This window comes from Brachybacterium sp. AOP24-D1-21 (assembly GCF_052378665.1).
In the GTDB taxonomy this organism is placed as follows: domain Bacteria; phylum Actinomycetota; class Actinomycetes; order Actinomycetales; family Dermabacteraceae; genus Brachybacterium.
In genome coordinates this window covers 1,096,319-1,108,922 of sequence record NZ_JBQSXX010000001.1, presented here as the reverse complement: position 1 = coordinate 1,108,922, position 12,604 = coordinate 1,096,319, and the positions used below count along the sequence as shown (strand labels likewise).

Here is a 12,604-nt window from a genome sequence, read left to right as displayed (position 1 = left end):
GGGCCGAAGCCGGGTCCACGTGCGGCGATCCGCCGCCCCTTCGCGCACGTCAGGATAAAATCAGGGCAGCGGCTCGCGGCGATCTTCCCGGGCCGGGCGGACCAGCTGAGGAGCATGCGTGATGGCCACAGCCCGCACCGTGGGCATGAAGGACGTCGCGCGAGAGGCCGGAGTCTCCGTCGGCACCGTCTCCAACGTGCTGAACCGCCCCGACATCGTCTCCCCGGACCGCCGGGAACGGGTCGAGGCCGTGATCGCCCGGCTCGGCTATGTGCGCAACGATGCCGCCCGCCAGCTGAAGCTCGGACGCTCGAGCACCGTCGGCGCGATCGTCCTGGACTCCGGGAACCCGTTCTACGCCCAGCTGGTGGGCGGGATCGAAGCCGCGGCCGAGGACTCGCAGCTGATGGTCATCGCCGGCAGCGCCGGCAATCGGGAGCGGCGCGAGCGGCTGTATCTGTCCCTGTTCGAGGAGCAGCGGGTGCGCGGCATCCTGCTGGCCTCCACGGGCGGCAGCGCCGAGCTGGTCGAGGCGATCCGCGGCCGCGGCACCCCTGTGGTGCTGCTCGAGGGCGACCCTGATGCTGGCGGCTCCGCGGTGAGCGTCGATGACATCGCCGGGGGTGAGATCGCGGTGCAGCATCTGGCGGGGCTGGGCAGGCGGCGCATCGGCGTGGTCGCCGCGCGGCAGGATCTCCGCCAGGTCGCCGACCGCCTTCGCGGAGCGAGGCGGGCTGCCGCGGCGGCAGGCGTCGAGATCGAGGTGCTCGAGGCTGAGGACCTCACCGTGCTCGCCGGCCGCACCGTCGGCGAAGAGGTGGTGGCGCGCAGCGCCGCAGAGCGGCCCGATGCGGTGTTCTGCGTCAACGACCTGCTCGCCGTCGGCGTGCTGCAGGCCTTCGCGTTCCGCCACCAGGTCGCGGTGCCCGAGGAGATCGCGCTGGTGGGATATGACGACATCGCCTTTGCCCGCTCCACCGTGGTGCCGCTGACCTCGGTGTCCCAGCCGGCTGATCTGATGGGCCGCACCGCGCTCGCATTGCTCGAAGAGGAGATCGCTGGCGGCGACTCCGCACCCCGGCACGTGAGCTTCACGCCGACTCTTGTGGAGCGGGAGTCGACGACGGGCGGTTCCTGATCCGTTCCTGATCCGTTCCTCAGTCGTTCCCAGGGCGTGCTCACGGTGCGTGCTCACAGGCCGTCGAGCAGGCGATCGATCTCCTCGAGGCGGGTGATCTGCGGGCGGATGATCCGCTCGCCGCGCGCGATGACCATGCGGGGCGCGGCGAGGTTCCGGAAAGACTCCAGCGGATCGGCGTCCACGACGACGAGGTCCGCGACCTTGCCGACCGCGATCGAGCCGGTGACGGAGTCGAGCCCCAGGATCCTCGCGTTGCCCTGCGTGGCGGCGTGGAGGACTGCAGCGGGTTCCATCCCGCCCACGCGCTGCAGCAGATCGAGCTCCCGCCAGTAGTTCGAGTGCGTCACGTAGCTGACCGAGGAATCGGTGCCCACACCCAGGGCGATCCCGTTCTCGAGCGCCGCCCGGATCCCGCCGAGCATCTCCCCGAGGACCAGATCGGCATTGGCCCTCACCACGGGATCCACGCCCATGACCTCCGGGTCGAGATTCACCAGCGGCAGGCACGCCTGCAGGGTCGGGATCAACGCCGAGTAGCCGCGCAGCGAGGCGGGGTTGTCCAGGAAGAGCTCGATGAGCTCAGCGGACATGCTGCTGCCGTGCTCGATCGTGTCGACCCCGGCCCGCAGCGCGGCGAGAGCACCCTCCTGGCTCTGAGCGTGGGCGGCGACGAGCACGCCGGCCGAGTGCGCCTCCTCGCAGATCGCGCGCATCGAGTTCTCCGGCATCTCCGGCTTCCCGGCATAGCCGATCTCGATCGCATCCGTGACCCCGCCGGTGGCGGAGATCTTGATCGCCGCCGCGCCTCGTCGGATGTTCTGACGGGCATGGGAGCGCGCCGTCTCGGGGTCATCTGCGATCAGGGCGATCTGCGGGGCGCCGTGCCCGCCGGAGATCGCCAGCAGCGGACCGGAGGGAAGGATGCGCGGCCCGACGATGTCGCCGCGCTCGATCGCATCCCGGATCGCGACCACCTCGTAGGCGACATCGCCGACGGTGCGCAGCGTGGTCACTCCGGAGCGGAGCTGGATGGCCGCGTGCTCCCGGGTGCGCCTGCGCAGGATCCGACGGCCGACGGGTGTGTGCATCAGCCGGGTGGCGTACTTCGCCAGCCGTGGATTCGTGGCGGCCGCACCGAGCGGTCTGCCGTCGGCGAAGAGGTGGGCGTGGGCGTTGATGAGTCCCGGGAGCACGAACAGTCCGCGCCCGTCGACTCGCAGGCCGTCGGCGGGGAGGTCGGCGCTGTCGGCGGGACCCGCGTAGCTGATCGTGCCGCGGTCATCGACGCTGATGGTCCAGTTCTGGTGGATGGTACCGAGCGCATCGCCCGTCACCACGCAGATGTCGGTCAGGGCGAAAGGGGTTCTCATCCATCGAGTGAAGACCTGATGCGGGTCGATGTCCAGGGGATGCTTCCAGCGCTCAGAGGGACGCGGACTTCTCGGTCCCGCGTGGCATGGGCATCAGGCGGTGCAGCTGCGTGACGTGCCTCGGCTCCAGCTCGTCGAGGGAGTGCGCGCCCAGCAGCTTCATGGTGCGCACGATCTGCTCGGAGAGGATCGCGATGGCGCGGTCCACACCCGGCCTGCCGCCGGCCATCAGGCCGTAGAGGTAGGCGCGACCGATCAGGGTGAACCGTGCGCCGAGGGCCACGGCGGCCACGATGTCCGCGCCGTGCATGATGCCGGTGTCGATGCCGATCTCGGTGTCGGTGCCGACCTCGCGGGCGACCTCCGGGAGCAGGTGGAAGGGGACCGGGGCGCGATCGAGCTGCCGCCCGCCGTGATTGGACAGGATGATCCCGTCCACCCCCAGGTCGGTGAACGTCTTCGAGTCCTCGAGGGTCTGGACCCCCTTGACCACGAGCTTCCCGGGCCACAGGCCGCGGATGATCTCGAGGTCTTCATAGCTGATGGTCGGATCCATCGCGGAGTCCAGCAGCTCACCCACGGTGCCGCCGGTCGAGGACAGCGAGGCGAACTCGAGCGTGGGGGTGGTCAGGAAGTCGACCCACCACCAGGGGCGGGGGATCGCGTCCAGCACGGTGCGGGCCGTCAGCTGCGGCGGGATCGAGAAGCCGTTGCGGGTGTCGCGGAGCCGTGCTCCGGCCACCGGAGTGTCCACCGTGAACTGCAGGGTGTCGAAGCCTGCCTGTGCAGCGCGCGCCACCAAGTCGTAGGAGACCTCCCGTTTCCGCATCACGTACAGCTGGAACCACTTCCGGCCGTGGGGTGCGGCGGCGGCGACGTCCTCGATCGAGGTGGTGCCCAGCGTCGACAGCGTGAAAGGGATTCCCGCGACCTGGGCGGCCCCCGCCCCGGCGGTCTCGCCCTCGGTCTGCATGAGGCGGGTGAAGCGGCTCATCCGAATCCAGGGTGTAGTCGGGGTCTGAACCCGCCGGTCTCGAGCAGGGATCTGGCGATGTAGTTGGTCAGGTTGCGGAACCCCAGCGCCGAGCCGCGCAGGTGCTCGAGCCTGCCGTTGATCGCCTCGGTGGGCCCGTTGGAGGTGCTGGGCCGGTCGAAGTAGGCCAGGACGTCGGCGGCGCGCTTCTTCAGCGTCCTGCCGAGCTTGGTGATCTCGACCAGGGCCTTGGGGACGCCGGTGCTGATCGAGTCGATGAGCCGGGCCATCAGCTCGCGGCCGTGGCGCCGGTTCTCGTGGCGGTAGGCGGCGATCATGCGCTGGTAGACGCTCCAGGTGACCTCGACCTCGACGTGGGCGTCGTCGGCGAACAGGGTGTCCAGTCGGTCCTTCTGCTTGTCGTTGAGCAGGTCGGCGCCGGTGGACAGGGTCCGGCGGGCGGCATAGAGCGGGTCGCCCTTGCGGCCGCGGTGCCCACAGATGGCCTGCTGAACTCGCCGTCGGCACTCATCGAGCGCCTCGCCAGCGAGGCGCGTGACGTGGAAGGGATCTAGCACGGTCACCACGTCGGGCAGTTCCTCGACGGCGGCGGTCTTGAACCCGGTGAAGCCGTCCATCGCGACCACCTCCACGCCGTCGCGCCACTCCTGCGGGCGGTCGGCCAGCCAGGTCTTGAACGCCTGCTTGGAGCGTCCTTCGACCATGTCCAGCAGCCGTGCCGGGCCGGTGCCATCTCGCACTGGGGTGAGGTCGATGATCACGGTGACGTACCTGTCGCCGCGACGGGTGTGCCTCCACACGTGCTCATCGACCCCGACGACCTTCACCCCCTCGAAGCGGTGCTCCTCGTCGATCAGCACCCGCTTGCCCTCGGCCATAACGGCGTCGTTGGCGGTGTCCCAGGCCACCCCGAGCCCCTCGGCGACCCGAGCCACGGTCAGGTGCTGGACCACGATCCCTTCCAGCGCCCACCGCAGAGCGCGCCGAGACAACTTGGCCCGGGGCTCGGCCGCGGCGGTGGTGTCCTGGCGCCACACATACCCGCAGCCGCTGCAGCGGTAACGGCGCACGACGACCTCCAGCGTCGTGGGCCGCCAGCCCAGTGGTTCGTGGGCAAGCCGTCGGACCACGGTGTCACGTGGTCTCCCTTCGCAGCCGCAGCGCCGGCACCACTGGTCGGGCTCGACCACCTGACAGGCCAATACGGCACGATCCGGCTCGAGTCGCTGCCCGGTGACAACGAGGCCGAGTTCGTCGAGGCGGCAGAAGGCAGTCAGGTCGGGGCTGGCGAACGCATCAGCGCGCCCGCCGACGGTAGCGTCGTGCACGTCGAGGTCTTTCGGGCTGAGTGTGTAGGAGCTCTCATCCTCGGGAGACCTCGACCCTCACCCCGACACCGACGCGCCGGCCCGCCGCGCGACGTGCGCTACACCCTCATCTGGGAAGAGCCTCCGAACCTACCGGAGTCCGAAAGTACCGCGGTCCGAAACTATCTGATGCGCATCTTCTACAATGAGGATGCGCGTATGCACATGCATACGCACACGCACACTCCTTGGACGCCGTAGCGAGCTTCCGGGCAGACGGTCGCAGACGTCGTCCCCCTGGCTCGTTTCCCCGCCCATCAAAAAATGAACGACCGCGGACTAGCTCGGATCAAGGCGACATCCCCTCAGCATCATGACGCGCTTGTGATGCAACTGAATATAGGAAGCTTAGAGATGACGCAACCAGGACAGACCACCACGACTTCGCACGAAGCGATCGATGCGTTCAAGAGAATCGTCGGCGACGAACATGTACTGACCTCTGAGCGTGCCACGATGCCATTCAGCAAAGGCTATCGATTCGGCGGAGGACCAGTCTTCGCCGTGGTGCGCCCCGGCACGCTGGTCGAGATGTGGCGGGCGCTGCAGGTATCCGTCGACAACAACCTCATCGTCATCCCGCAGGCATCGAACACGGGCCTGACTGGTGGATCCGGCCCCGGCTTCCAAGACTACGATCGCCCCATTGTGATCATCTCGACTCACCGCATCGATGAGGTGCACCTCATCAACGACGCGCGCGAGGCGATCTCGCTCGCGGGCACCCCGCTGACACACCTGACCGACGCGCTCGCCAAGCACCAGCGCGAGCCGCACTCGGTGATCGGGTCGACATCAATCGGCGCCTCGGTCATCGGCGGCATCGCGAACAACTCGGGCGGCAGCCAGATTCGCAAGGGTCCGGCATTCACGCGCGAAGCGATCTTCGCCCGCGTCAACGACGACGGCAAGGTCGAGCTGGTCAATCACCTGGGCATCTCGCTCGGAGACGACCCTGAGGTCGCACTCGACCGTCTACAGCGCGGCGAGTGGTCTCCCGAGGATGTCACCCCAGCTCCCGAAGACTCGAACGAGACCGAGTACGCCGAGCACTTGCGCAAGATCGTGCCTTCGCCTGCTCGCTACAATGCGAACCCCGAGTACCTGTTCGAGGCTTCCGGCTCGGCCGGCAAGCTGATGGTGTTCGCGGTGCGCACCCGCACCTTCCCTCGCGAAGTGCACCCGACCGTGTTTTACATCGGCACGAACAACACGCACGAGCTCGAAGAGATCCGTCGGTTGTTCCTCGAAGCCGACATGCCGCTGCCTATCTCTGGTGAGTACATGGGCCGCAGTGCCTTCGACTTGGCCGAGAAGTACGGCAAAGACACCTTCGTCTTCCTGAAGTTCATGAGTCCAGCGCTGCAGACGCGCATGTTCTCGTTCAAGACGTGGGCCAACGGCTTGTTCTCGAAGATTCCCGGCATTGGTCCGACCTTCGCCGACACGGTATCGCAAGCCATGTTCAGCGTGCTGCCCAACCAGCTGCCCAAGCGCATGATGGAGTACCGCAACCGTTTCGAGCATCACCTGCTGCTCACCGTCAGCGAGTCGCAGAAGGCCGCGAGCGAGAAGATGCTCAAGGAGTTCTTCGCAGAGCCCGAGCACACTGGTGAGTTCTTCATCTGCACGTCTGATGAAGAAAAGAGCGCGTCGCTCAACCGGTTCGGCGCGGCCAGTGCCGCCACTCGCTACGCCGCGTTGAAGCGCCGGCACATCGCAGGGCTCATCCCCATCGATGTGGCCCTGCGTCGCGACGATTGGAACTGGCTCGAGGTGCTGCCGGAGGAGATCGACGACCAGCTTGAGGTCAAGGCGTATTACGGGCACTTCTTCTGCCATGTGATGCACCAGGACTATGTCGCCAAGCAGGGCGTGGATCCCGAGGCGCTGCACGACCGCATCCAGCACCTGCTGGAGGAGCGCGGCGCGAAGCTGCCCGCCGAGCACAACTACGGTCGCATCTACAAGCTGCCGGAGTCCATGGAAGAGCACTTCAAGGAGCTCGATCCGACGAATACGTTCAACGCCGGTATCGGCGGCACGTCGCCGCACAAGGACTGGGCCTAAGTCCCCAAGGTAGCGCGACGCCGTGAGAGCCTGAGCGATGTCTTATCCATCTCGGGTGGACCTAGGGCTCGACTCCCTAGGTCCACCGGGACGGATGAGTCGAGACATCGGTCAGAGGCTGGGCAGGCCATAGAATCGCGTGGCGGCGAGGGCCGCGCCCGGTCCGAGAACGGGTCATCGCCTCACGCCGTCAGCTGACCCGCGACGGCCGGCACACCGGCGAAATCCGGCTCATCCGAATCCAGGGTGTAGTCGGGGTCTGAACCCGCCGGTCTCGAGCAGGGATCTGGCGATGTAGTTGGTCAGGTTGCGGAACCCCAGCGCCGAGCCGCGCAGGTGCTCGAGCCTGCCGTTGATCGCCTCGGTGGGCCCGTTGGAGGTGCTGGGCCGGTCGAAGTAGGCCAGGACGTCGGCGGCGCGCTTCTTCAGCGTCCTGCCGAGCTTGGTGATCTCGACCAGGGCCTTGGGGACGCCGGTGCTGATCGAGTCGATGAGCCGGGCCATCAGCTCGCGGCCGTGGCGCCGGTTCTCGTGGCGGTAGGCGGCGATCATGCGCTGGTAGACGCTCCAGGTGACCTCGACCTCGACGTGGGCGTCGTCGGCGAACAGGGTGTCCAGTCGGTCCTTCTGCTTGTCGTTGAGCAGGTCGGCGCCGGTGGACAGGGTCCGGCGGGCGGCATAGAGCGGGTCGCCCTTGCGGCCGCGGTGCCCACAGATGGCCTGCTGAACTCGCCGTCGGCACTCATCGAGCGCCTCGCCAGCGAGGCGCGTGACGTGGAAGGGATCTAGCACGGTCACCACGTCGGGCAGTTCCTCGACGGCGGCGGTCTTGAACCCGGTGAAGCCGTCCATCGCGACCACCTCCACGCCGTCGCGCCACTCCTGCGGGCGGTCGGCCAGCCAGGTCTTGAACGCCTGCTTGGAGCGTCCTTCGACCATGTCCAGCAGCCGTGCCGGGCCGGTGCCATCTCGCACTGGGGTGAGGTCGATGATCACGGTGACGTACCTGTCGCCGCGACGGGTGTGCCTCCACACGTGCTCATCGACCCCGACGACCTTCACCCCCTCGAAGCGGTGCTCCTCGTCGATCAGCACCCGCTTGCCCTCGGCCATAACGGCGTCGTTGGCGGTGTCCCAGGCCACCCCGAGCCCCTCGGCGACCCGAGCCACGGTCAGGTGCTGGACCACGATCCCTTCCAGCGCCCACCGCAGAGCGCGCCGAGACAACTTGGCCCGGGGCTCGGCCGCGGCGGTGGTGTCCTGGCGCCACACATACCCGCAGCCGCTGCAGCGGTAACGGCGCACGACGACCTCCAGCGTCGTGGGCCGCCAGCCCAGTGGTTCGTGGGCAAGCCGTCGGACCACGGTGTCACGTGGTCTCCCTTCGCAGCCGCAGCGCCGGCACCACTGGTCGGGCTCGACCACCTGACAGGCCAATACGGCACGATCCGGCTCGAGTCGCTGCCCGGTGACAACGAGGCCGAGTTCGTCGAGGCGGCAGAAGGCAGTCAGGTCGGGGCTGGCGAACGCATCAGCGCGCCCGCCGACGGTAGCGTCGTGCACGTCGAGGTCTTTCGGGCTGAGTGTGTAGGAGCTCTCATCCTCGGGAGACCTCGACCCTCACCCCGACACCGACGCGCCGGCCCGCCGCGCGACGTGCGCTACACCCTCATCTGGGAAGAGCCGGTGAAGCCCGTCGGTGCAATCGCGAAGGGCATCGCGCTGGGACCGCCGAGCATCTGCCGCGACGTGTCGACCTCGGAGACATCCCGGAGCACCGCGGGGTTGAGCTGCACGTCGGCGAACGCCTGCCGGGCACGGCCCAGCGAGAGCTCCGATTCCGCGGCGCCGTCGGTGTAGTCGAAGGCGGCCCGAGGCGTGCGACGCTTCGCGATCGCTCGCAGATCCTCGATGGTCAGCGCTGCGTGGAGCCGGCGCCGACGGGCGTTGACGTCGGGGGCCTTGAACTGCATCAGCTCGAGCAGTTCACGGGGCTGGGGGAGCTGTCTTCTCATGGGTCGTCTGCTTTCGATAGGCGCGACGTGGCACAGGGCCGTATGGCGTGATGATCTTGGAACGTCCGACAGGTCACCCGGAGGGGATCGACGGGCTGAACCGCTCCAGCTCAACGCTCGCCCGCACCAGCCCGCGCAGCGCGCCGTGCTCACCGGGGACGGCACCCAGCGCCCGGGCCTGCAGCGCGACGTTCCCCAGCGCCGTGGCCTCCATCGGGCCGGCGACCACCTCGATGCCGAGGGCATCCGCGGTGAGCTGATTCAGCAGCGCGTTGCGGCTCCCACCTCCCACCACATGCAGACGCTCCGGCAGCGGCATCCGGGCGAGCCGGCACGCGGTGTGGAGCTCCTCCCGGTAGGTCACGGCGAGGGACTCGAGGATGCAGCGCACCAGCTGCGCCGGGGTGCGGGGTCGCTCGTCCTCCCCTGCGAGCCGGCGGGCCGCGAGCATCACCCGGTCCGCCATCCGGCCGGGGGCGAGGAACGCCGGATCGGTGGGATCGATCCGGAAGCGATGAGCGGGCATCACGGCCGCGGCGGCGAGCAGATCGGCGAGATCCACGCGCGCCCCCTCCTCCTCCCATTGCCGGATCGACTCGCTGACCAGCCACATTCCTGCCACGTTCTTGAGGAAGCGGGTGGTGCCGTCGACCCCGCCCTCATTCGTGAATCCGGCCTCGAGCGCAGCCGCAGTGCTGACCGGTGCGCTCAGCTCGAGCCCGATCAGAGACCACGTGCCCGAGGAGATGAAGGCGACGGGGTGAGCATCGTCCGCGGCCGGCACCGCGAGCACCGCCGAAGCGGTGTCATGGGAGCCGACGGCGATGACCGGCACCTCACCGATCCCGAGCTCGCGCACGAGCTCCGGCAGCACTGTGCCCAGGCGCTCGCCGGGGGAGATCAGCGGCGCCAGCAGGTCCGGGTCCACGCCGGCAGCGGTCAGGAGCTCTGCGGACCATCCCTGCCCACCCACCGCGAGCATCCCGGTGCTCGACGCGTTGGTGCGCTCGGTGCGACGCTCGCCGGTGAGCAGGTACCCCAGCAGATCCGGGACCATCAGCAGCGTCGAGCCGGGAGGCAGCGTCGCCGGGCGGTCGTCGGCCACCAGCTGATAGAGCGTGTTGAAGGGCTGCTGGGCGATGCCGGTGAGCGTGTACTGCCGCTCGCGCGACACCTGCTCCGCGAAGGACTCCGGGATCCCGTCGGTGCGGTGATCGCGGTAGGCGACCACCTCGCCGAGGACTTCGCCGCTGCCGGGCACCGAAGCACCGTCAGCCCCGACGAGATCGGGACCCACCAGGCCGTAGTCCACCGCCCAGGAGTCGATCCCGATTGAGGCGAGGCCGGTCAGACCGCGCTCCACGGCCCCGTCGTGCGCGGCACGCAGCCCCTGTCGCACCTCTGCCCAGAGGGCGTCGATGTCCCAGCGCAGCTGACCGTCCTCGTCCCGCAGCCGGTTCTCGAAGCGGTGTGCCGCGATCAGCTCGATGCGACCGTCCGCGAGGACACCCAGCATCACCCGGCCCGAGGTCGCCCCCAGGTCGACCGCCGCGACGGCGATCGGACCGCCCGGCTCGGCGCCCTGCGCGTCGTTCATCGCAGGAACGCGGCTGCGACCCCGGCATCGACCGGGATATGCAGGCCGGTGGTGTGCGAGAGATCCCCGGCGGTCAGCGCGAACACGGCGTTCGCGACGTTCGCGGGCAGCACCTCCCGCTTCAGCAGCGTGCGCTGGGCGTAGAACTCGCCGAGGTCCTTCTCTTCGACCCCGTACACCTTCGCGCGGGAGGCGCCCCAGCCGCCGGCGAAGATGCCGGAGCCGCGGACCACCCCGTCGGGGTTGATGCCGTTGACGCGGATCTGGTGGCCGCCGAGCTCGGCGGCGAGCAGCCGCACCTGGTGGGCCTGATCGGCCTTGGTCGCCGAGTAGGCGATGTTGTTGGGCCCGGCGAACACGGAGTTCTTCGAGGAGATGTAGATGATGTCCCCGCCCATGGCCTGGTCGATCATCACCCGGGCCGTCTCGCGGGAGACCAGGAACGAGCCCCGCGCCATCACGTCGTGCTGGAGGTCCCAGTCCTTCGCGGTGGTCTCCAGCAGCGGCTTGGACAGCGAGAGCCCGGCATTGTTGACGATCAGGTCCAGCCCACCGAAGGCGAGGACCGCCTCAGCGACGGCCTGCACCACGGCCGCTTCATCGGAGACGTCGGCGCGCAGCGCCACCGCCTTGTCGGACCCGCCCAGCTCCTGCGCGGTCTGCTCGGCATTCTCGAGGTTCAGGTCGGCGATGACGACGCAGGCACCCTCGGCGACCAGGCGCTCGGCGGTCGCCTTCCCGATCCCGGAGCCGCCGCCGGTGACGAGCGCGACCCGGCTCGCGAGCGGCTTGGGTGCGGGCTTGCGCTGCAGTTTCGCCTCCTCGAGCGACCAGTACTCGATGCGGAACTTCTCCGACTCGTCGATCGGGGAGTACGTCGAGATCGCTTCCGCGCCGCGCATCACGTTGATCGCGTTGACGTAGTACTCGCCGGCCACGCGCGCCGTCTGCTTGTCGGCCCCGAAGCTGAACATGCCCACGCCCGGGATCAGCACGATCGCCGGGTCGGCGCCGCGGATCGCGGGGGAGTCCGCCTCGGCGTGACGCTCGTAGTAGGCGGTGTAGTCCGTCCGGTACGCCTCATGCAGCTCCTTGAGCCGCGCGACCGAGTCCTCGATGCTCGCGCCGGACGGAAGGTCCAGCACGAGGGGCTTGACCTTCGTGCGCAAGAAGTGGTCGGGGCATGACGTGCCCAGCTCCGCGAGCGGGGCGAGCTTCTGGGAGGAGAGGAACTCGTGGACCGCCTCGGTGTCCGTCCAGTGCCCGACCATCGGCGAGTCCGTCGAGGCCAGCCCGCGCACGATCGGGAACAGGGCAGACGCCTTCGCCCGGCGCTCCGCCTCCGGGAGTGCAGCGCGACTCGCATCATGCGCCCCGAACGGCTCGGACGAGCCGGTGCGCTCGAGGAACGCGGTCGCCTCGGCGATGATCCGCAGCGAGTTCTCCTGCGCCTCCTGCGAGGTCTCGCCCCAGGCGGTGATGCCGTGCCCGCCGAGGATGCAGCCGATCGCGGCCGGGTTCTCCGCCTGGATCGCGGCGATGTCCAAGCCCAGCTGGAAGCCGGGCCGGCGCCACGGCACCCAGACCACCGTCTCGCCGAAGCACTCGCGGGTCAATCGCTCGCCGTCGGCTGCGGTCGCCAGCGCGATCCCCGCGTCGGGATGCAGGTGGTCCACATGTGCGGCGTCGACCAGGGCGTGCATCGCGGTGTCGATCGACGGTGCGGCCCCGCCCTTGCCATGCAGGCAGTAGTCGAAGGCTGCGACCATCTCGTCCTCGCGCTCCACCCCGGGGTACACGTCCCGCAGGGCGCGCACCCGGTCCAGGCGCAGCACCGCCAGCCCCTTCTCCTCGAGGGTCCCCAGGTCGCCGCCGGAGCCCTTGACCCACAGCAGCTCGGTCTCCTCGCCGGTGACCGGATCGATGGCGGAGCCCTTGGCGGAGGTGTTCCCGCCGGCGTAGTTGGTGTTCTTCGGGTCGGAGCCCAGGGCGTTGGAGCGCTCCAGCAGGGCGGCGACGGTCTCGTGGGCGGAGCTCTTCTCGCTCATGC

The 12,604-nt window shown here is 68.9% G+C and carries 7 protein-coding genes and 2 pseudogenes; 2 read left to right on the top strand and 7 right to left on the bottom strand.

Annotated features, from left to right (window positions below; translation table 11 throughout):
* The first annotated feature begins 121 nt into the window (after positions 1-121).
* Positions 122-1,138 carry a LacI family DNA-binding transcriptional regulator gene (locus ACT3UF_RS04955; RefSeq protein ID WP_441444505.1) on the top strand — a complete coding sequence of 339 codons (1,017 nt, stop codon included), beginning with the start codon at positions 122-124 and terminating at the stop codon, positions 1,136-1,138.
* Between the two features lie 53 nt (positions 1,139-1,191).
* Here the strand turns inward: ACT3UF_RS04955 and ACT3UF_RS04950 are convergent, their stop codons facing one another.
* The 3 genes and pseudogenes from ACT3UF_RS04950 to ACT3UF_RS04940 all read right to left on the bottom strand — a co-directional run bounded on the left by ACT3UF_RS04950 (position 1,192) and on the right by ACT3UF_RS04940 (position 4,833).
* Positions 1,192-2,511 (bottom strand): amidohydrolase family protein, encoded by a 1,320-nt coding sequence (locus ACT3UF_RS04950; protein WP_441444504.1) that lies wholly within the window; start codon positions 2,509-2,511, stop codon positions 1,192-1,194.
* Positions 2,512-2,563: 52 nt separating this feature from the next.
* Positions 2,564-3,496 (bottom strand): annotated as a pseudogene (locus ACT3UF_RS04945) (alpha-hydroxy acid oxidase); the annotation flags it as partial.
* A gap of 5 nt (positions 3,497-3,501) precedes the next feature.
* Complete coding sequence (locus tag ACT3UF_RS04940) at positions 3,502-4,833, bottom strand: ISL3-like element ISPfr3 family transposase (RefSeq protein WP_087137594.1); 1,332 nt, start codon at positions 4,831-4,833, stop codon at positions 3,502-3,504.
* Positions 4,834-5,226: 393 nt separating this feature from the next.
* Here ACT3UF_RS04940 and dld point away from each other — a divergent pair, with 393 nt between their 5' ends.
* Positions 5,227-6,942, top strand: coding sequence for a D-lactate dehydrogenase (dld, locus tag ACT3UF_RS04935; RefSeq protein WP_013161533.1), 1,716 nt, complete (start codon positions 5,227-5,229; stop codon positions 6,940-6,942).
* 231 nt (positions 6,943-7,173) lie between these two features.
* Here dld and ACT3UF_RS04930 read toward each other — a convergent pair whose 3' ends face one another.
* The 4 genes and pseudogenes from ACT3UF_RS04930 to ACT3UF_RS04915 form a co-directional block, all read right to left on the bottom strand.
* A complete protein-coding gene (locus ACT3UF_RS04930; protein ID WP_087137594.1) occupies positions 7,174-8,505 on the bottom strand; it encodes an ISL3-like element ISPfr3 family transposase in 1,332 nt (443 codons plus the stop codon).
* A gap of 122 nt (positions 8,506-8,627) precedes the next feature.
* Positions 8,628-8,957, bottom strand: a pseudogene (locus ACT3UF_RS04925) (alpha-hydroxy-acid oxidizing protein); the annotation flags it as partial.
* Between the two features lie 73 nt (positions 8,958-9,030).
* Positions 9,031-10,554 carry a rhamnulokinase gene (locus ACT3UF_RS04920; protein WP_444608120.1) on the bottom strand — a complete coding sequence of 508 codons (1,524 nt, stop codon included), beginning with the start codon at positions 10,552-10,554 and terminating at the stop codon, positions 9,031-9,033.
* Entirely contained in the window at positions 10,551-12,602 is a 2,052-nt protein-coding gene (locus ACT3UF_RS04915; protein ID WP_444608119.1) for a bifunctional aldolase/short-chain dehydrogenase, read from the bottom strand. Before ACT3UF_RS04915 ends, ACT3UF_RS04920 begins: the two co-directional genes overlap by 4 nt.
* Between the last annotated feature and the right edge of the window lie 2 nt (positions 12,603-12,604).